The organism is Bradyrhizobium sp. AUGA SZCCT0177, from assembly GCF_018130125.1.
Taxonomy (GTDB): domain Bacteria; phylum Pseudomonadota; class Alphaproteobacteria; order Rhizobiales; family Xanthobacteraceae; genus Bradyrhizobium.
The window spans coordinates 1-19,907 of sequence record NZ_JAFCMA010000056.1 but is presented as its reverse complement, the minus strand read 5'-3'; the positions used below and the strand labels follow the sequence as shown (position 1 = coordinate 19,907).

General features: G+C 63.3%; 18 protein-coding genes. 12 read left to right on the top strand and 6 right to left on the bottom strand.

Features of this window, described 5'->3' with window-relative positions; translation table 11 throughout:
• Positions 1-47 precede the first annotated feature (47 nt).
• A complete protein-coding gene (locus JQ597_RS36185; protein ID WP_212270162.1) occupies positions 48-1,139 on the top strand; it encodes a citrate synthase/methylcitrate synthase in 1,092 nt (363 codons plus the stop codon).
• A 164-nt stretch (positions 1,140-1,303) separates the two neighbouring features.
• On the opposite strand, the gene JQ597_RS36180 is transcribed toward JQ597_RS36185, so the two are convergent.
• Complete coding sequence (locus tag JQ597_RS36180) at positions 1,304-1,960, bottom strand: J domain-containing protein (RefSeq protein ID WP_212270161.1); 657 nt, start codon at positions 1,958-1,960, stop codon at positions 1,304-1,306.
• Positions 1,961-2,068: 108 nt separating this feature from the next.
• On the opposite strand from JQ597_RS36180, the gene JQ597_RS36175 reads away from it, so the two are divergent.
• From JQ597_RS36175 to pyrF, 4 genes are all read left to right on the top strand, one after another.
• Positions 2,069-2,347: a BolA family protein gene (locus JQ597_RS36175; RefSeq protein ID WP_212270160.1), complete on the top strand. Its 279-nt coding sequence runs from the start codon at positions 2,069-2,071 to the stop codon at positions 2,345-2,347.
• Between the two features lie 33 nt (positions 2,348-2,380).
• A complete protein-coding gene (locus tag JQ597_RS36170) occupies positions 2,381-2,896 on the top strand; it encodes a P-loop nucleotide/nucleoside kinase family protein (RefSeq protein ID WP_212270159.1) in 516 nt (171 codons plus the stop codon).
• A 196-nt stretch (positions 2,897-3,092) separates the two neighbouring features.
• Positions 3,093-3,488, top strand: a complete 396-nt coding sequence (locus tag JQ597_RS36165) for a hypothetical protein (protein WP_249133638.1) — start codon at positions 3,093-3,095, stop codon at positions 3,486-3,488.
• Between the two features lie 180 nt (positions 3,489-3,668).
• Positions 3,669-4,571: an orotidine-5'-phosphate decarboxylase gene (gene pyrF / locus JQ597_RS36160; RefSeq protein WP_212270158.1), complete on the top strand. Its 903-nt coding sequence runs from the start codon at positions 3,669-3,671 to the stop codon at positions 4,569-4,571.
• 21 nt (positions 4,572-4,592) lie between these two features.
• On the opposite strand, the gene JQ597_RS36155 is transcribed toward pyrF, so the two are convergent.
• The 3 genes from JQ597_RS36155 to JQ597_RS36145 all read right to left on the bottom strand — a co-directional run bounded on the left by JQ597_RS36155 (position 4,593) and on the right by JQ597_RS36145 (position 7,805).
• On the bottom strand, positions 4,593-5,939 hold the full coding sequence (locus tag JQ597_RS36155) for a hemolysin family protein (protein WP_212270157.1): 1,347 nt from the start codon (positions 5,937-5,939) through the stop codon (positions 4,593-4,595).
• Positions 5,940-6,003: 64 nt separating this feature from the next.
• The gene (aroB, locus tag JQ597_RS36150) at positions 6,004-7,146 is read right to left on the bottom strand and encodes a 3-dehydroquinate synthase (RefSeq protein WP_212270156.1); all 1,143 of its coding nucleotides are present in this window, start codon (positions 7,144-7,146) and stop codon (positions 6,004-6,006) included.
• Positions 7,143-7,805 (bottom strand): shikimate kinase, encoded by a 663-nt coding sequence (locus JQ597_RS36145; RefSeq protein ID WP_212270155.1) that lies wholly within the window; start codon positions 7,803-7,805, stop codon positions 7,143-7,145. The genes aroB and JQ597_RS36145 overlap by 4 nt, the downstream gene beginning before the upstream one ends.
• 189 nt (positions 7,806-7,994) lie before the next feature.
• Here JQ597_RS36145 and JQ597_RS36140 point away from each other — a divergent pair, with 189 nt between their 5' ends.
• The 4 genes from JQ597_RS36140 to JQ597_RS36125 all read left to right on the top strand — a co-directional run bounded on the left by JQ597_RS36140 (position 7,995) and on the right by JQ597_RS36125 (position 12,087).
• Positions 7,995-8,141, top strand: a complete 147-nt coding sequence (locus JQ597_RS36140; protein WP_209839018.1) for a histidine kinase — start codon at positions 7,995-7,997, stop codon at positions 8,139-8,141.
• Between the two features lie 17 nt (positions 8,142-8,158).
• Complete coding sequence (gene xerD / locus JQ597_RS36135; protein ID WP_212270172.1) at positions 8,159-9,139, top strand: site-specific tyrosine recombinase XerD; 981 nt, start codon at positions 8,159-8,161, stop codon at positions 9,137-9,139.
• Positions 9,140-9,326: 187 nt separating this feature from the next.
• A complete protein-coding gene (locus JQ597_RS36130; RefSeq protein ID WP_212270154.1) occupies positions 9,327-10,289 on the top strand; it encodes an acetyl-CoA carboxylase carboxyltransferase subunit alpha in 963 nt (320 codons plus the stop codon).
• Between the two features lie 289 nt (positions 10,290-10,578).
• Positions 10,579-12,087, top strand: coding sequence for a L,D-transpeptidase family protein (locus JQ597_RS36125; RefSeq protein ID WP_212270153.1), 1,509 nt, complete (start codon positions 10,579-10,581; stop codon positions 12,085-12,087).
• A gap of 153 nt (positions 12,088-12,240) precedes the next feature.
• Here the strand turns inward: JQ597_RS36125 and secA are convergent, their stop codons facing one another.
• Complete coding sequence (secA, locus tag JQ597_RS36120) at positions 12,241-15,078, bottom strand: preprotein translocase subunit SecA (protein WP_212270152.1); 2,838 nt, start codon at positions 15,076-15,078, stop codon at positions 12,241-12,243.
• 363 nt (positions 15,079-15,441) lie between these two features.
• Here secA and JQ597_RS36115 point away from each other — a divergent pair, with 363 nt between their 5' ends.
• Together JQ597_RS36115 and argJ are read left to right on the top strand one after the other, a co-directional pair.
• Positions 15,442-16,356, top strand: a complete 915-nt coding sequence (locus JQ597_RS36115; protein ID WP_212270151.1) for a peptidylprolyl isomerase — start codon at positions 15,442-15,444, stop codon at positions 16,354-16,356.
• A gap of 188 nt (positions 16,357-16,544) precedes the next feature.
• Positions 16,545-17,801, top strand: coding sequence for a bifunctional glutamate N-acetyltransferase/amino-acid acetyltransferase ArgJ (argJ, locus tag JQ597_RS36110; RefSeq protein ID WP_212270150.1), 1,257 nt, complete (start codon positions 16,545-16,547; stop codon positions 17,799-17,801).
• Between the two features lie 112 nt (positions 17,802-17,913).
• Here the strand turns inward: argJ and JQ597_RS36105 are convergent, their stop codons facing one another.
• Complete coding sequence (locus JQ597_RS36105; protein WP_212270149.1) at positions 17,914-19,239, bottom strand: TadE/TadG family type IV pilus assembly protein; 1,326 nt, start codon at positions 19,237-19,239, stop codon at positions 17,914-17,916.
• Between the two features lie 152 nt (positions 19,240-19,391).
• Here JQ597_RS36105 and JQ597_RS36100 point away from each other — a divergent pair, with 152 nt between their 5' ends.
• Positions 19,392-19,802, top strand: coding sequence for a (deoxy)nucleoside triphosphate pyrophosphohydrolase (locus tag JQ597_RS36100; protein ID WP_212035802.1), 411 nt, complete (start codon positions 19,392-19,394; stop codon positions 19,800-19,802).
• Positions 19,803-19,907: the final 105 nt, after the last annotated feature.

The following is a 19,907-nucleotide window of genomic DNA, read 5'->3' as shown; positions in this document are numbered from 1 at the left end:
ATCTGTCGAGAGGATCCACCTTTGCGGTGCACAAAGGAGATCCGACCATGAACATTCAGCTTTCAAAGACCCCGATCGGCCTCGATGGCGTCCCCGCCGCCGAAACCGTGCTGAGCCACGTCGATGGTGAGCGCGGCGAACTGATCATTGCCGGCGAGCGCGTCGGCGAACTGGCCCGCAAGACCGGGTTCGAGGGCGTGACCGCCCGGCTGTGGAGCGGCGGTACCGGCCAGCCGGTCGGCGAGGCCGCGGTGCGTGCCGCGCTTGGCGCCGGGCGCGAACGCGCCTTCGCCCGGCTGCCGGAGTTGCTCGGAATCACACAAGGCCTGTCGATCGTCGATGGTTTTCGCGCAGCCATCGCGGGTCTGCGCGCCGAAGCAGGACTGCAGCATGAGGCCACCATCGTCGGCGCGTTTCCGGTGATCGCAGCCGCGCTGGTGCAGCGCGCCAAAGGCAACGATCCCGTGATGCCCGATCCAACCGCGAGCCATGCCGCCGACACGCTGTCGATGATGCTCGGCCGCAAGCCAAACGCGCGCGAAGCGGCGGCGCTCGACGCCTATTTCGTCACCGTGTGCGACCACGGCATGAACGCCTCGACCTTCACGACGCGCGTCATTGCCTCGACCCATGCCGATCTGTTTGCGGCGGTGACGGGCGGCTATTGTGCGCTGACGGGGCCGCTGCATGGCGGCGCGCCGGAGCCGGTGCTGGAAATGCTCGACGCCATCGGCTCGAGCGAGCGCATCAAGCCGTGGGTCGACAGCGCACTGGCGCGCGGCGAGCGGCTGATGGGCTTTGGTCACCGCGTCTATCGGGTACGCGATCCCCGCGCCGACGTGCTCAAGGGCGCGATCGAACGGCTCGCCGGCGGCGGCATGGATCTGCCGTTCGCGGGCGAAGTCGAGGCCTATATCCGCGACGCCTTGAAGCGCAAAAATCCGGACCGGCCGCTCGACACCAATGTGGAGTTCTTCACCGCGATCCTGCTCGACGCGCTGAAAATCCCGCGCCAGGCATTTACGCCCATATTTGCGGTGGCGCGCGCCGCCGGCTGGACCGCGCACGCCCGCGAGCAGCAGCGCGGCGGGCGGCTGATCCGGCCGAGCTCAGCGTATATCGGGCCGATGCCGGGGTGAGGTTCTGGTTTGTGAGAGTGAGACACTCTCCACACGTCGTCCCGGCCTTGAGCCGGGACCCATACTCCGCGGCTTCTGTTGTTGGAAAAGGAAGGTAACGACCAGCGCGCAAACCAACGACCGTTGGTGGCTATGGGTCCCGGCGTTCGCCGAGACGACGATAACTATGCGCCGCGCACGACCGTCTTGAGGTAATTATACGCCTTGATGATCTCGATCAGGCGATCCTCGGTGGAGCGGTCGCCGCCATTGGCGTCGGGATGGTGCTGCTTCACCAGCGCCTTGTATTTTGCCTTCACCGTTTCCAGCGTCGCGTCGGGGCCGAGCCCCATCACCTGCAGCGCCTTGCGCTCGGCGTTCATCACCTTGCGGGTCTCAGGTTTGACCTCGCCGGCCGCGCCGCCCGGTCCGGGCCGCCAGCGGCCGCGGCCGTTGAGCTCCGAGAACATGCTGAACGGATCGGACGCGGCGTCGATGTCCGGCTCGGTGCCGGCCTTGCCCTTCTTGCCGCCATTGGCGCCCATCTTCCAGGTCGGGCGGTGGCCGGTCAGCGCATCCTTTTGATAGCGCGCGACGGAATCGGCGCTCATGCCCTGGAAGAAATTGTAGCCCTGGTTGTATTCGCGGACGTGGTTCAGACAGAAGTGCCAGTACTCTTTCGAGTTCTCGCGGCCCTTGGGCGCGCGGTGCGGGCCCTTGTTCTTGCACTCCGGCCATTCGCACATGGCGGATTCTTCGCGCGCCGCAGCCTGCTGCTTCGCGCTCAGCTTGTTGGGCTTGATGCGAATGGAGTCGAAGAATTTGGATGAATCGATTGGCATGGCTGACTTTGACTACGCAATGCCCGAGGCTTCAAGTCTTGACATTGCGAATACCTCTGTTCCGATCCGGCATTGACGAAAAACGGTCCCGGACGTAATGCCGCCGTCATGAGCACCAAGGACGATATCATAAACAAGTTGAGTGAAGCTTTCGTACCCGAAAGCCTCGACGTAACGGACGAATCACATCTGCATGAGGGCCATGCCGGCCACAGGCCGGGCGGCGAGACGCATTTTCGGGTATATATTGTGTCGCCGGCCTTCGAAGGGAAGAGCCGGATCGAACGTCATCGCATGGTCAATGCGACGCTCGAGGCGGAACTGAAGGGGTCCGTGCACGCGCTGGCGATCAAGGCGCAGGCACCCGGGGAAACTACGGGCCGCTGATTTTATCACCCCTGCCACAGATATAAGCGTCCGATGACCACGCTGAAGCTCGTTGTTTTGGCCGGGCTTCCCGGTTCCGGGAAGAGCACGCTGGCGGAAGGCCTTTCCCGGCATTTTTCGCTGCCGCTATTGTCGGTCGATCCGATCGAGGCGGCGATGTGGCGCGGCGGCCTCTCCCGGGATCAAACGGGGATCGCGGCCTATGAGGTCGCACAAGCCCTGGCAGCAGAACAATTGCGGCTCAATCATTCCGTCCTGATCGACGCGGTCAATCCGGTCGAGGCCCCGCGCGCGGCGTGGCGAAAGCTTGCGGCAAAATATCGCGCGGATTTGAAGATCATCGAATGCATCTGCGTGGACCAGGCAATCCACCGCCGCCGTATCGACGCCCGTATCCGCAATATTGACGGGATGGCCGAGATCGACTGGGCCAGGGTCGAACAACGGCGCGCCGAATATGAGGCGTGGACCGATGCAAGGCTGACGCTGGATACCTCGGCGGAGCCGCCGGAACGGTTACTCGCGGAAGCGATCCGCTATCTGGCCTGAGCGTACGCCATGCCGACGCGAAGATCGACGCAGGACGGTGGCAGCACATTCATCTTTGTGAGACAATCAGTCGCGCGGTGGTGCGGTTTCCATGAGAACGCGGGGTCGGACTGACCCCGATGCCATCGCCATGTGATGGGGTCGTCCGATGCGCTATTGGGCACATCAGGGGTTGGCGGCAGCCGTTGCGGCGTTGATGGCCACGTGTCCCATCGAGGCTTTCGCGCTCGACATGCCCGGTCCCGCCGCCCAGGAGGTGCTGGTGAAAAGCATCCTGGTGACGCTGAACGACGCGGTCGCCGCTGACAATTTCACCATTCTCCACGCCAAGATCTCAAAACCGTTTCGCGAGCAGTTCCCGCCGGAAAAGCTGCGGGCCGTGTTCAAGGACCTGGTCGAAAAGCACGCCGTGTTCGATGCCGTGGTGGCGCAAAAGATGGTTCCCGACGAGGACGCCAGGATCGACGAGCAGGGCGTGTTGAAACTGAAAGGCCGTTTCCAGACGGCGCCCAAGCAGGTCAAGTACCAGCTTGGCTTCATCGAATCCGAAGGGACGTGGAAGCTCAGCGGCGTTGCGATCGATATTGAATAGGATTTTTCAATAATGCGCAGCCACCATGCGGAATGAATACTCCGAAACCGCAACGGGCTTCGTGCCGGGACAATAAGCGGTGTGAAACTCGAACTTCATTCCCCTTGGCCTGCGGGGGAATGTTATTCGAACGCTCACGGCTGAAAGCGGTGACGGCATATTCTTCCGGAAAGACAATCGATGGACGCTCCTTCATGGATTGAACTGGTCGAGCGAAACGTTGCCAGATTTGGCGATCTCGTCGCCGGCATCGACCCGTCGCTTTCCGATATCCCTGAATTCTTCGGCCACGACAGCGGCTGGATCGACCGCTTCGTCAATTTCACCATCGAAACCATCGAGGGACGTATCGGCTTCGTCAAATTCCAGTCGGCTTATTTTGAAGCATGCGGATTGACGGGCCTCACGGCACTCGCTTCCGGGATCAAGAAAGCAAGGGCCGCGGGCATCGGCGTCATTCTCGACGCCAAGCGAGGCGATATCGGTGCCACCGCCGCCGCCTACGCCCGCGCCTATCTGACCCCGGCTTCCGCCGGTGGCAGCGGCGACTTCGAAGCCGACTGCCTGACCGTCAATCCCTTGATGGGCCCGGATACGCTCGAACCTTTCGTGGAATGCGCGAACCGGTTCGGCAAGGGGCTGTTCGTGCTCTGCCGTACGTCCAATCCCGGCGCGGGCTGGCTGCAGGACAAGATGACGGGCAATCGCCTTGTTTCCGACCGCTTCGCCGATCTCATTGCTGCGATGGGTGTCAACGCCAGCAGTGCCTCTCGTTTGAACGCGGTGGGCGCGGTGGTCGGCGCGACCGTGCCGCATGAAGGCCGGCGCCTGCGCCAATTGCTGCCCCGCTCGATCATCCTGGCTCCCGGCCTTGGCGCGCAAGGCGGCGATGCCGCGGCCATTCACTCCTTGCGCGGCAACACGGCAGGCGACCTGCTGATCCCGGTCTCGCGCGGCCTGACGCGGGTAGCGGATCACGGAATTTCCGCGGAAGATTATCGAGCACTCATCATTGGCAGGATCGACGACTTCAAGACGGCGATTGCCTATGACTATCGCGGAAACCGCGCCATCCCGGCTTGACCGCCATTGCGCGGGCGGCGCTCAGAACGCCGTGCCCGCCCGCCTCGGCTTCTGTTCTTCGGCCTCGCGCGGCACCGGCACGATCCGCAAGGCGGTGATGCGGTTGCGCTCGCGGCGCAGCACGCGGAAGCGGAAGCCGTGGAAAGTAAAACTCTGGCCGCGCTCGGGGATCGAACGCGCCTCGTGAATTACGAGACCGGCGATCGTGGTCGCCTCCTCGTCGGGCAGATGCCAGTTCATGGCACGGTTGAGATCGCGGATCGGCACCGAACCATCGACCACCACGGAGCCGTCGGGCTGGGCGCGGACGCCGGCCACGACCACGTCGTGCTCATCGGAAATGTCGCCGACGATTTCTTCCAGAACGTCTTCCAGCGTCACCATGCCTTCGACTTCGCCATACTCGTCGACGACGAGCGCGAAGTGGGTTTTGCGGCGGCGGAACGCCTTGAGCTGTTCGGACAGAGGCCGCATCTCCGGCACGAACCATGGCGGCAGCATGATGGCCGCAACGTTGATACGCGAGGTATCACCGTCGGAGGCGCGGATCGCGCGCAGCAGATCCTTGGCGTGCAGCACGCCGATGATGTTTTCCGGCTTGTCGCGCCACAGCGGGATGCGGGTGTATTCGGTCGCCAGCACCTCGCGCACCAGTTCGTCCGGCGGCAGATCGGCATTGATCATCACCATGGCGGTGCGGTGCACCATGACGTCAGACACGGCAAGATCGCCAAAGCGGAAAACATTGTGGATGTATTCGGCCTCGCCGCTTTCGATGCCGCCGTGCACGGCCGATTCCTCCACCAGCCCCTCGATCTCGGAGTCGGTGAGGATTTCATGCTGTGAGGATTCCTGCACGCCGAGCAGGCGCAAAATTCCGCGTGACGCGCTGTTGAGGAGCCAGTTCAGCGGCCAGAAAACCAGATAGGACAAATAGAGCGGATACGCGATCCATTGCGAAACCGGCATCGGTTGCCTGATCGCCAGCGTCTTCGGCACCTGCTCGCCGATCACGATGTGCAGCGAGGAGAACACCAGGAACCCGGCGATGAACGACACGAAGTGCAACGTGGCTTGCGACATTCCGAGCGGGATCAGCAACGGTTCGAGCAGCGCAGAAACGGTGGGCTCGCCGACCCAGCCGAGGCCGAGCGAGGCCATGGTAATGCCGAGCTGGCAGCACGCGAGATAGGCCTCGATGTTGCCCATCATGCCCTGCAGCAGGCGCGCGCCGAACCGGTCCTGCTCGACCATCGCCCTGATGCGAAACCCCCGGCTCTTCACCAGCGCAAACTCGGCCGCCACGTAGAACGCGTTGGCGGCGAGCAGGAGGAACGCAAGCAGCAGATTGAACGCGGTCGAACTCATGACTGCCTCGCGACGGCACCAAGCCCGCGCGACGGCTCCATGATGCGCCCTGACAGTCCCGTTCTCATTCCGACAGCTTCTGTTGCAGGAAGGCGCGAACCGATGCCGGCTCGACGTCGTTTGCGATCACCGCGCGCCCCACCGCCTCCAGCAGGATGAAGGTGAGCTTGCCGCGCTTGACCTTCTTGTCCTGCGCCATCAACGCCATCAGCGTATCGGCATCCGCCAGCCCTTCCTGGGTGAAGCCGGCGATGTCCTGCAACCGGGTCGGCAAGCCAACCGAAGCCAGATGCCGCTCGACGCGTGCGGCGTCGGCTGGCGAGATCGTGCCGAGGCTTTCGGAAAATTCCGCCGCCAGCACCGTGCCGATGGCAACGCCCTCGCCGTGGAACAGGCGATCGGAAAAGCCGGTTGCGGCCTCCAGCGCATGGCCGAAGGTATGGCCGAGATTGAGCAGCGCGCGTTCGCCGGTTTCGCGCTCGTCGCGCGACACGATCGCGGCCTTGGCGCGGCACGAAGTGGCAATCGCATGCTCGCGCGCCGCGCTGCCGGAGAAGATGCCGGAGTGATTGGTCTCGAGCCAGGCGAAGAAGGCTTCATCACCGAGCACGCCATATTTGGCGACTTCGGCATAGCCGGAGCGGAACTGGCGCGGCGACAGCGAGTCCAGGACTGAGGTGTCGGCGATAACAAGCACCGGCTGATGAAACGCGCCGAGCAGATTTTTTCCCTGCGGCGAGTTGATGCCGGTCTTGCCGCCGACGGAGGAATCCACCTGCGCCAGCAGCGAGGTCGGCACCTGCACGAAATCAACCCCGCGTCGCAGGATCGCCGCCGCGAATCCCGCGAGGTCGCCGACGACGCCGCCGCCGAGCGCGATCACGAGGTCGTTGCGCTCGATCTTGGCTGCGATCAGCGCCTCGGAGACCTTCTCCAGTCCGGCATAGGTTTTCGACCCCTCGCCCTCCTCCACAATGACATGCGACGTCGGGATGCCGGCCGCGGCCAGCGACGCTTGCGCTGGTTCGAGCCAGTGTTTGGCAACGGTGCGGTCGGTGACGATGGCGGTCCGCACGCCCGGCCGCAGCGCGGCGATCCGCGCGCCCAGAGTCTGCAGTACGTCGCGGCCGATGATGATGTCATAGGCGCGGTCGCCGAGCGCGACGTCGACGGTGATGGGGTCAGAGTGTTTCAGTGGTGCCGTCATGAGGTAGCGCTTATCCCGTCCGTTGGTGCCGTCGTTGCTGTCGTCGTTGACTCCTGGGCTGGCGGCGCGGCGTGGCCACACAACCTGCCGCGCAGGGCGTCCATGCATTCATCGACAATCCGGTCATGCGGCACGTCGCGCGACAGGATCGTCAGATCAGCCCCCTGATAGACCGGCTCGCGGGCTTCGAGCAGGCGGGCGACCGTCGCAACCGGATCCTCGGTCTGCAGCAGCGGCCGGTCTGCGCGACGCTTGACGCGCTTCATGATCACGTCGATGTCCGCCTTGAGCCAGATCGACACCGCTTTGTCGGCGATCCTCTTGCGGGTTTCCTCGCGCATGAAGGCGCCACCGCCGGTGGCGATCACCGCCGGCCCACCATCCAGCAGGCGGGCGATCACGCGCGCTTCGCCGTCGCGAAAATAGGGCTCGCCGTGGGTTGCGAATATCTCCGGGATGGTCACACCGGCATGGGCCGCCTCGATCTCGATATCGGCATCGAGGAATGGCAGCCGCAGCCGGGCCGCCAGCCGACGGCCAATGGTGGATTTGCCGGCGCCCATCATGCCGACAAGCACGATCGAACGCCGCCCCAGCGCCGCCGCGATCTCGGCCTCCTGGGGGGTGCTTGCTTGTGCCGGTATGGCGGTCTCGGGCATCCCAAACTCTGTCAGCTGCGGATTTTCCGCGTTTCTGCGCCACCTATACTACCCCCGCCGATACCCATGCCAGAGACTCTTGCAACGCCAAGGGGAACATGTAGGTAGTCAGGTGCGTCCAACCCCGATGATTTCAATGGTTAATTCGCGGCCCAAGGTCACTCTCAAGCCCGCCCTCAAGGCGCCCTGATGCCCAGTCTGTTCCGCTTTTTGACGGTCGTCGGCATTATCGCCGGGATCGGCTATGGTGTGGTCTTCGCCCTGGCGAATTTCGTCAATCCGAAGCCACGGGAAATGATCGTGACGATCCCTCCGGATAAGTTCCTCAAGAAATAGGCGCTATGGTCTCAAGGATGGGCCCCAGGAACACTTCCAAGACCATTTCGAAGACGAATTCAGACCCAAAGCTGACCAACCTGTTCCTCGACATGCTCGCGGCGGAACAGGGGGCGGGCGACAATACGCTCGACGCCTATCGCCGCGACCTCACGGATTTTTCCGAATTTTTGGGCCGCGCCGGCCAAAGTTTTGCCGGTGCCGAGACCCAGACGCTGCGGGACTATCTCGCTGATCTCGATTCCCGCGGCTTCAAATCCACTACCGTCGCGCGGCGTCTCTCCGCGCTGCGCCATCTGTTCCGCTTCCTGCTCAATGAGCGAATCCGCAGCGACGATCCCGCGGCGATCCTGTCCGGCCCGAAACGCGGCCGCAGCCTGCCCAAGGTACTGTCGATCGCGGACGTCGACCGCATGCTGACGCGGTCCAAGGAGCTCACCGAAACCGACGCCTCGCCTCAGCAGCGGCTTCGCGCGCTGCGGCTGCATTGCCTGCTCGAAGTGCTCTACGCCACCGGCCTGCGCGTTTCCGAACTGGTGGCGTTGCCGCTGTCGGCGGCGCGCCGCGACGCCCGCATGATCGTGGTGCGCGGCAAGGGCAACAAGGAACGGCTGGTACCACTGAACGAGGCGTCGCGGCAGGCGATGGCCGATTACCTCGCCGCGATGGAAGCGCTGAAGCCCGAGAAGAAGAAAAACGCCCCCGCCTCGAAATGGCTGTTTCCCTCCTTCGGCGAAAGCGGACATCTGACGCGGCAGCATTTCGCGCGCGACCTCAAAGAGCTTGCATCCGCCTCGGGGCTGGCGCCGCGGCTGGTCTCACCGCATGTGCTGCGTCACGCCTTCGCCAGTCACCTCCTGCACAACGGCGCCGACCTGCGCATCGTGCAAACGCTGCTTGGCCACACTGATATTTCGACCACGCAGATCTATACCCATGTGGTCGAGGAGCGGCTCAAGAGCCTGGTGCGCGACCTGCATCCGCTGGCGGAGAAGTAGACTTCCGCGTATCCAGCAAGTATGCCGCCTTGACTTCGACGCCTTCTCCCCCGAAACAGCCTCACTCTATCGCTACCCGCCATGGGCCTCCGCCCAGAACGTCAGCTAAATCGTTGAAGAGACTAATCTTCTTTCTCAAAGACGAAACCACTTCGCCCGCAGCTAAGTTCCTCCCTATATTGGTTTGATGCCGGATCAGATGCGCAGCTACCTCGACTTCGAAAAACCCGTCGCCGAACTCGAGGCCAAGGTCGACGAGTTGCGCGCGCTGGCTGCGACCGGCAGCGACATCGGCGATGAGATTGCGCGAATCGAGGACAAGGCGTCGCAGGCGCTGACCGACCTCTATGCCAGCCTGACGCCATGGCAGAAGACGCTGGTGGCACGCCATCCGCAGCGGCCGCACTTCACCGATTTCATCAACACGCTGATCACGGAATTCACGCCGATGGCGGGCGACCGCAAGTTCGGCGAGGACGAAGCGCTGATGGGTGGCTTCGGCCGCTTCCGCGGCGAAGCCATCTGCGTGGTCGGCCAGGAAAAGGGCGCCACCACCGAAAGCCGTATCAAGCACAATTTCGGCATGGCGCGCCCTGAAGGCTATCGCAAAGCCGTTCGCCTGATGGAGCTGGCCGACCGGTTCGGCATCCCCGTGCTGTCGATCGTTGATTCGGCCGGCGCCTATCCCGGCATCGGCGCCGAGGAACGCGGACAGGCGGAAGCGATCGCGCGGTCCACCGACGCCTGCCTGTCGCTCGGCGTGCCCAATGTCGCGATCATCACCGGCGAAGGCATGTCCGGCGGGGCGATTGCGATCACCACCGCCAACCGCGTGCTGATGTTCGAACACGCGATCTATAGTGTGATCTCGCCTGAAGCGGCGTCCTCGATCCTGTGGCGGGACGGCACCAAGGCCCAGGAAGCCGCCACCAGCATGAAGATCACCGCCCAGGACATGCTGCGATTCGGCGTCATCGACCAGATCCTGAAAGAGCCCCCGGGCGGCGCCCATCGCGACCCCGCCGCCATCATCGCCTCCACCGGCGATGCCATCGCCCAGGCCTTCAACGACCTCCGCAACCTCGATGCGGATGCGGTGCGCAAGCAGCGGCGGCAGAAATTCCTCGATATCGGCCGCAAACTGGGCTGAACGGGCTCGATTCCCTGCCTTTTGGGGAGATCAAGCGGCTGCGAGCCGCTAACGCGGCAGGCCCGATCGCAAAATCGCCGATTTTTCGCCAAATCGTTGAATTTGGCCGCAATTATGCCCCGACCGCGTTCTTTAAGGTCTGTTGACCATGCCCGCCAAGGTACCGGCTTGTGCGGCGGGTTCGAGTTGCGACAAATCGGCCTAAAGGGTAAGATTTTATACATCGGCTTCAGGGCATGACGCTGTGGTTGGGGTGCGAAAATTGCCCGATGGGTGTGGAGCTTAGCTTTTGATTTATCGCTCGCTGGTTCGCGCGCTCATCACGTCGGCTGCCCTCGCGGCCAGCGTCATGCTGGCCGGCTGCAACAGCGACGAGATTTCGCTGGCCAACAATGCCAAGGCCAACCAGCCGGTTCCGCCGAAACTGATCGCGGACATGGTCGCCAAGGATATGGACCTGAATTCGCCGATCCTGGTCCGGCTGTTCAAGCAGGAAGCCGAACTCGAAATCTGGAAGCAGGATCGTTCCGGCCGCTTCGCGCTGCTGAAGACCTATCCGATCTGCCGCTGGTCGGGCGATCTCGGACCGAAGATCAAAGAGGGCGACCGCCAGGCGCCGGAAGGCTTCTATTCGATCTCACCGGCGCAGATGAATCCGCAGTCGGCCTATTATCTGTCGTTCAACACCGGCTATCCCAACGCATTCGACAAGGCGCTCGGCCGCACCGGATCGCAGCTGATGGTGCATGGCGACTGCTCCTCGCGCGGCTGCTACGCGATGACCGACGAGCAGATCGCGGAAATCTATTCGCTGGGGCGCGAGTCCTTCTTTGGCGGCCAGAAGTCGTTCCAGCTGCAGGCCTATCCGTTCAAGATGACGCCGATCAACATGGCGAAGCATCGCAACAATCCGAACATGCCGTTCTGGAGAATGATCAAGCAAGGCTACGATCATTTCGAGGTGACGAAGCACGAGCCGAAGGTCGATTTCTGCGAGAAGAAATACGTGTTCGACGCCATCAGGGCGCCCAACGCCACGCGCGACCCGGTGTTCGACGCGTCAGGTAAATGCCCGGCCTATGCAATCCCCGAGGGAGTCGCCGACGCTGTGCGCGAGAAGCAGCAGACCGAGGCCGCGGAAACCGCCAAGCTGATTTCGAAGGGCACGCCGGTCGCGCGGCTCAACACCGGCATCGACGGCGGCATGCACAAGGTATTCGCCGCGCGCGTTCCTGAAGCCAGCACCGGGCTCTCGGAAGGCGGCGACAGCCAGGGACTGGCGGCGCTCTCGCTGGCCCGCGCCCCCGGCACCATCCCCTCCCACGTCAACCCGCCGCGCGCGCCTTCCGACAATCTCCTGCTCGGCGCGCCGCAGGAGCCGAAGCTTGCTGCGGTCGCCAGCGCGCCAACAGCCGGACCGACAGCCTCGACCCCGGCCCCGACACGGGTCGCCAACGCCGCGCCGGCCGCACAATCCGACGGATGGTTCTCCAGCCTGGCCCGCAAGGTCGGCATTGGCGGCGGCGATGCAACCGCGAGCACCTCAAGCACACCGCCGCCCGCACCCGCGAAGCCGAAAGTTATCGAGGCCAAGCGGTCCGAGCCAGCGCCGCGCGCAGAGGCTGCGATACCGAAGACGTCAGCGCCGAAGGCCGAACCCAAGCAAGCCGCAACCCGGCCGCCGCTGAAACCATCGGTGACCGATACCCCGGCTCCGGCCGCTCCCGCGCAGGTCGCCGGATCGGCGCCGATCGTCTCGTCGAACTCGTTCGACAGCCGCTTCGGGGCGGTGAAGTAAGCCCTCCGAGCCGCAGAAGCGTAGGGTGGGCAAAGCGAAAGCGTGCCCACCATTCAACCTGAATTTACCGGGAGAGAAGATGGTGGGCACGGCGCTTACGCGCCTTTTGCCCACCCTGAGATACCGCCTTCGCGGACGGTTACGCTGAGCAGCTCAGCCGTACTTGCCGTGGCAGTGCTTGAACTTCTTGCCGGAGCCGCAGGGACAATCCTCGTTGCGGCCGACCTTGCCCCAGGTGGCGGGATTTTTGGGATCGCGGTCGGCGGCGCTGACCTCGGGCACCAGCGAGGCATTGGCGAACGCCATCTCGTCTTCGCCGGTATCCGGGTTGAGCTTGTGCGCTTCCATCACCGGCAACGCCGGCTGTGCTTCTTCCGGCGGAACGATCTCGACCCGCATCAACTGCGCCGTCACCGCCTCGCGCAGATGCGCGATCATCGCCTCGAACAGGCTGAAGGCTTCCGACTTGTATTCCTGCAACGGATCGCGCTGGCCGTAGCCGCGCAGGCCGATCACCTGGCGCAGATGGTCGAGCATCACCAGATGCTCGCGCCAGAGATGATCCAGCGTCTGCAGCAGAATGGTCTTTTCGACGTAGCGCATCACGTCGGGGCCCCATTGCGCGACCTTGGCCGCCATGCGCTCGTCGACATGCTTCTCGATGCGCGCCAGCAATTCCTCGTCGGCGATGCCCTCTTCCTTGGCCCATTCATCGACCGGCAGGTCGACGTCGAGCACGCGCTTCAACTCGTCCTTGAGGCCGGTGACGTCCCACTGCTCGGCATAGGCATGTTCGGGCACGTGCTTGGTCACGACGTCCTCGACGAAGGCGTGGCGCATGTCGGCGACGGTCTCGGCGACGCTGTCGTCCTTCATCAGGTCGACGCGCTGGTCGAAGATCACCTTGCGCTGGTCGTTCTGGACGTTGTCGAATTTGAGCAAATTCTTGCGGATGTCGAAGTTGCGCGCCTCGACCTTCTGCTGCGCTTTCTCCAGCGCCTTGTTGATCCAGGGATGGATGATCGCCTCGCCCTCTTTGAGGCCGAGCCGCGTCAGCATGGTATCGAGCCGGTCGGACCCGAAGATCCGCATCAAATCGTCTTCCAGCGACAGGAAGAATTTCGAGCGTCCGGGGTCGCCCTGACGGCCGGAGCGGCCGCGCAGCTGGTTGTCGATGCGCCGCGATTCATGGCGTTCCGAACCCATGATGTAGAGCCCGCCGGGCTTTGTGATGGTCTTGGCCGGCTTCGAACCCTTGGCGGGTTCGATTTCGACGACGTCTTCGGCCTTCAGCACGATCTCGCGGAAACGCTCGATGTCGGCCTTGATGAGTTCGATCTTGGCGGCCTTCTCGGCCTCGTCGGTGATGTGCGCGGTCTCCTGCAGGATCCGCATCTCGAGCGAACCGCCGAGCTTGATGTCGGTACCACGGCCGGCCATGTTGGTCGCGATCGTGATCGCGCCGGGGACGCCGGCTTCCGCGACGATATAGGCTTCCTGTTCGTGGAAGCGCGCGTTCAGCACCGCGAACAGTTTCGCAGGCTTGCCCGCGCGCGCCGCGGCATAGAGCTTCTCCATACCGGATTCCGAGCCGAAATCGATCTGCTTGTAGCCGTGGTTCTTCAGGTACTCGGCCAGCACTTCCGACTTCTCGATCGAGGCGGTGCCGACCAGCACCGGCTGCAGCCGCGCGTTGGCGCGTTCGATCTCGGCCAGGATCGCGGCGTATTTCTCGGTCTGGGTGCGATAGACCTCGTCGTCCTCGTCGAGGCGCGCCACCGGCACGTTGGTCGGGATTTCGACGACCTCGAGCTTGTAGATGTCGAACAGTTCGTCGGCTTCGGTCAGCGCGGTGCCGGTCATGCCGGCGAGCTTGGCGTACATCCGGAAATAGTTCTGGAAGGTGATCGAGGCCAGCGTCTGGTTTTCCGGCTGGACCTGGACATGCTCCTTGGCTTCCAGCGCCTGGTGCAGGCCTTCGGAATAGCGCCGGCCCTGCATCATGCGGCCGGTGAATTCGTCGATGATGATGACCTCGCCGTCGCGGACGATGTAGTCCTTGTCGCGGTTGAACAGCGAATGTGCGCGTAGCGCCTGATTGATGTGGTGAACCACCGAGACGTTCTCGACGTCGTAGAGCGACTCGCCCTTGAGCTGGCCGGCGTCACGCAGCAGGGTTTCGATCTTCTCCATGCCGGCTTCGGTCAGCGTCACCGTGCGCTGCTTCTCGTCGACGTCGTAATCGGTCTTGTCGAGCTTGGGCAGGAAGGTGTCGATGGTGTTGTAGAACTCCGAGCGGTCGTCGAGCGGGCCGGAGATGATCAGGGGCGTACGCGCCTCGTCGATCAGGATCGAGTCGACTTCGTCGACGATGGCGTAGAAGTGGCTGCGCTGGACCATGTCCTCCAGGCGGTACTTCATGTTGTCGCGCAGATAGTCGAAACCGTATTCGTTGTTGGTGCCGTAGGTGATGTCGCGCGAATAGGCTTCCTTGCGCTCGGCATCGTCGAGGCCGTGGACGATCACGCCGACGCTCAGTCCGAGGAAATTATAGATCTGCCCCATCCATTCGGAGTCGCGGCGGGCGAGGTAGTCGTTGACGGTGACGACGTGGACGCCCTTAGCCGCCAGCGCGTTGAGATAGACCGCAAGCGTCGCGACCAGCGTCTTGCCTTCGCCGGTCTTCATCTCGGCGATGTCGCCCTCGTGCAGAACCATGCCGCCGATCAGCTGGACGTCGAAATGGCGCTGGCCGAGGGTCCGCTTGGCCGCCTCGCGCACGGTGGCAAAGGCCGGAACCAGGAGGTCGTCGAGCGTCTTGCCGTTGGCGAGTTGCTCGCGGAATTCGGCGGTGCGGGCCTTCAGCGCCTCGTCCGACAGCGCGGCGAGCGCGGGCTCGAGCGCGTTGATGGCGTTGACGCGGGACTGGTATCCCTTCACCCGCCGGTCATTTGCGGAGCCGAAAAACTTGCGGGCGAGCGCGCCGATCATGCCGAGTTCCTGTCTATGCCGTGTCTTGCTAAGCCGTGTCTTGCGTTGCGGCCGTGACGTGATCCACCAAGTTGCCTATCAACTCACCGTGACGCGTCGCGGCAAACGCCCCGATCCGGGGGTCATCCGCCAAGTGAGTGGGATTCAGGCAAGCTAAGGTTCAACGGCAAAAAGCCCAGTAAAATAAGTGCTATCGCCATCGATTGGTTCCGGCAGAGATATGGCTGGGCCACAGGCTTGTCAACGTCGCCAAGATGTCAAGGAATTCATCATTTTGACAGACTTTTCGCGTTGCCAAGGTGCCATGATTGGGCGAGTGTCCCGCCGCCTTTGGCATTCCCATCTTCAAGACAAGGATTTTGCATGACCTCCCCGTTCCCGGAAACGAAAACCGGCCTGCGCTTCGGCTTGGCCTCCCTGGCCCTGACGACCTGCCTGGCTGCGGTTCTGGCCGCCGGCCTGCCGGCCCGCGCCCAGGACAACCCCGTTCTGGCGAAGGTTAATGGCGTGGAAATCCGTCAGAGCGACGTCGCGCTGGCCGAAGAGGAACTTGGCCCCAGCCTCGCCCAGATGGACCCGGCGACCAAGAAGGACAACGTGCTGGCGTTCCTGATCGACCTCAAGATCGTCGCCAAGGCCGCCGAGGATAAAAAGGTCGAGAATTCCGAGGACTTCAAGCGGCGCATAGCGTTCGCGCGCAACCGTCTTTTGATGGACAGCCTGCTGGCCACCGAAGGCAAGGCGGCAACCACCGACGAGGCCATGAAGAAGGTCTATGAGGAGGCCTCCAAGCAGATCACCGGCGAAGCCGAAGTCCACGCCCGGCACATCCTGGTCGAGACCGAGGACGAGGCCAAGGCGGTCGCCGAAGAGCTGAAAAAGGGCGCCGATTTCGCGGATCTCGCCAAGAAAAAGTCCAAGGACCCCGGCGCCTCCGACGGCGGCGACCTCGGCTTCTTCACCAAGGAGCAGATGGTGCCGGAATTCTCGGCCGTGGCGTTCGTGCTCGAGCCCGGCAAGATTTCCGATCCCGTCAAATCGCAGTTCGGCTGGCACATCATCAAGGTCGAGGAAAAGCGCAACCGCAAGGCGCCCGACTTCGAGCAGGTCAAGCCCCAGATCGAAACCTATGTGACGCGCAAGGCGCAGGCCGATTACGTGGCGAAGCTGCGCGAAGCCGCCAAGGTCGAGCGCATGGACAAGCCGGCCGAGCCGGCGGCGAAGCCGGCCGAGGCTGCCAAGCCGGACGCCTCCAAGATGGCGCCGGCGAAGAAATAAAATCGACTTCGCCGCTCGACTTCAGTATTTAGGCATCATGCCCGGCCCACTCAGGTGTGCCGGGCATCCATGTCTTAGGGCCTTCATCAACGGATGCTGAAGACGTGGATGGCCGCGAATCCCTAAGCGCTTCGCGCTTTCCGGATCCGGCCATATCGCTTCAGTCTTCCTGTCGATAAGGCGCCCCGATGTCATCAACCGTCTCCCCCCTCGCCCCGACCGAAGTCCCCGACATGCCCGTGATCGCGGGCGTGCGGCTTGCCACGGCCGCCGCCGGCATCCGCTACAAGGGACGCACCGACGTGCTGCTCGCGATCATGGACAAGGGAACGAATGCGGCCGGTGTCTTCACCCAATCGAAATGCCCAAGCGCCCCGGTGGAATGGTGCCGCGCCCAACTCAAAGGCGGCGGTTCGTCCAAGGGGCTTGCGCGCGCGCTGGTGGTGAATTCCGGCAATGCCAATGCCTTCACCGGCAAGACTGGGCGGCAGGCCACGACCTTGACGGCGTCGATTGCCGCCAAGGCGGTCGGATGCAAACCAAATGAGGTGTTTCTCGCCTCCACCGGCGTGATCGGCGAGCCGCTTGACGCCACCAAATTCGACGGCGTGCTGGGCACGCTGGCCGAGAGCGCTGCGCCCGCGGACTGGATGGGCGCGGCCCGGGCGATCATGACCACCGACACCTTCCCGAAGGTCGCGACCGCGACCGTGAAACTCGGCAAGGCCAAGGTCACCATCAACGGCATGGCCAAGGGCGCCGGCATGATCGCGCCCGACATGGCGACCATGCTGTCCTTCGTGTTTACCGACGCACCGCTGTCGTCGGCCGTGCTGCAATCGCTGCTCAAGAGCGGCGTCCAGGATACCTTCAACGCCCTCACCATCGACAGCGACACCTCGACGTCGGACACGCTGCTGGCGTTCGCCACCGGAACGGCCGCCGCCACCGGCGCGCCAAAAATCACCCGCGCCGGCGACCCTAGGCTGAAAGCCTTCACCAAGGCGTTCCGCGCGGTGCTCGCCGATCTTGCCGAGCAGGTCGCCCGCGACGGCGAAGGCGCGCGAAAACTGGTCGAGGTCATCGTCGAGGGCGCGACCACCAACATCTCGGCGCGCCGGATCGCGATGTCGATTGCGAATTCGCCGCTGGTCAAGACCGCGATCGCCGGCGAGGACGCCAATTGGGGCCGCGTGGTGATGGCGGTCGGCAAGGCCGGCGAGCCCGCCAACCGCGACAAGCTGTCGATCTCGTTCAACGGCATCCGCGTCGCCAAAAGCGGCGCGCGCGATCCGTCCTACAACGAGGCGGAGGTTTCCGAGGCGATGAAAAGCCCGAAGATTCAGATCAAGGTCTCCCTCGGCCTCGGCAAGGGCCGCGACCGCGTGCTGACCTGCGACCTCACCAAGGAATACGTCGCCATCAACGGCGACTACCGGTCGTGATCCGGTCAGTCCGGGGCAGTCCGCAGGACTGAACCCGGAATCCTTGGATTCCCCGATGCGCATTTGCGCATCTGAGGTTCGATGCTTCGCATCGCCCCGAATGACGGCGGTCCTAGCCGCTGATCCGGGCGTCGGCGATGGCCTTCTTGAACAGCGCGTTCATCGCTTCCGCAATGCCCTGCGTCGGGCTGACCTCGAAATACAATCCGGTCGAGGCGCAGCTCTGCATGTTCTGCGCGATCTGGCTGTTCGGCGACGGCCCGTAGGGCCCGGTATTGAACGGCGCGATCCACGAGTTGTACCAGGCGTTGGTCGGCAGCGCGAGATAGGTGGTGTAGAGCACCGCGATCTTGATGCCGCGAGACTTGATCGCCGTGCAGAGCGCCGCGTTGAGCGGCGACTGGCAGCGTCCGCTGCTGGTGGTCGGCTTGATGCACGTTCCCGGATTGTATTCGTCGGCGACGCCGTCAGACACGAAGAACAGATACTTCAGCGGCGCCGAGGACGTGCCGGCACCGGGCGCGCTGATCGCGCTGTTGATCGCGGGTATGATGCTGGTGAACTGGGTGTCCTGGTCGTTGTTCTGGTTCTGACCGTTGACGGTCATCAAGTCGATGTTGCCGGCCGCGCTCTTGGCGCTCGACAGGCTGGAAGACAGCGAAAACAGGGCTCTTAGCCCGGCCGAGCCCGCAGATGCGCCAAAATCGTAGATCGCCATCCGGAACTGGCTCGAATAGGTCTGGGTAGCGGCCGCGGTGTCCATCAACTGCTCGGTCGCGCTGCGCAGCACGTCGATCCGCGTGGTCACGCCGAGGGTTTTTGCAAGCTTGTAGTAGTTATTGTTGTTATTGAGATCGTGACAGGCAAACGCACACTTGTCCGACGTATTGTTGACCATCTTGCTTACATCGGCCGGCGTCGCGCCGACGCCCATCGATGGCGAATTGTCCATCAGCAGATAGAAATCGATATAGAGCGGCATGCTGGTGGTGGCGGTCGACGCGCCGGTCACGGTGACACTGGTCTTGCCTATCACGCCGAGGAACATCATCGGAACCGTGGCGGAGAACTGAACCGTCGAGGTGATGACGCTCCCGGCCTTGGTCATTGCCGGCGTCATGCTGTTGAGCGTGTAGCCGGTGACGCCGTTCATGTTGGCGTTGAAGATGTTGGTGGCATCGGCGACGCCGGCCGGGATCGGCCCATCCGAGGTCATCGATCCCGCGGCGATGAAGCCGGGCGCGATCTTGGCGACCGAGCCCACGCTGGCCGCGTCGATCGCCGCCTGCAATTTGCTGCGCAACTGGGTGGCCCGCGAATAGTCGACCGCACATCCGACCGCCGATATGATGGGCAGCGACGCGATTGCAAATATCACGGCGATATTGCCGGAGCGGTCGCGACGAAAGCGGTTGAGCAGAGAAGTAAAAGCGCGCATAGGATGCCTGTTCTGGGCCGAAACTGGACGCACCCTGCCAACATCAAATTAAATTTGGGTTCCCGAGCCGCAAACAAATCGTTTGGCGACATGAGGTTGGCTCGTTAATGAAATCTTCCACGCCTGCCCAAAAATCTTGCAAACAGCCCCTCATGGCCGACATCAAACTAACCCTCGTGGTTGCCTGCGCGCTGGTCGACGCCGACAAACGGGTGCTGCTGGCGCAGCGTCCGGAAGGCAAAGCGCTCGCGGGCTTGTGGGAATTCCCCGGCGGCAAGGTCGAGCCCGGCGAACGGCCCGAGCAGACGCTGATCCGCGAACTGCATGAAGAGATCGGCATCGACGTCAGCGAGCCATGCCTGGCGCCGCTGACCTTTGCCAGCCACGCCTACGAGACCTTCCATCTGTTGATGCCGCTCTACATCTGCCGGCGCTGGGAAGGCCAGGTGATCGCACGCGAAGGCCAGCAGCTGGCCTGGGTGCGCGCGGGCAAACTGCGCGACTACCCGATGCCTCCCGCGGACATTCCGCTGATCCCGCATCTGCTGGATTTGCTGTTGTGAGGTGAGCGAGCGAGCTCATACATAAATCTCTCGTCGTTCCGGCGAACGCCGGGATCTACCGTGTTAGCTGTCAAGAGGCGTTAGCGCCTTTCCAAGGCTGTCCGG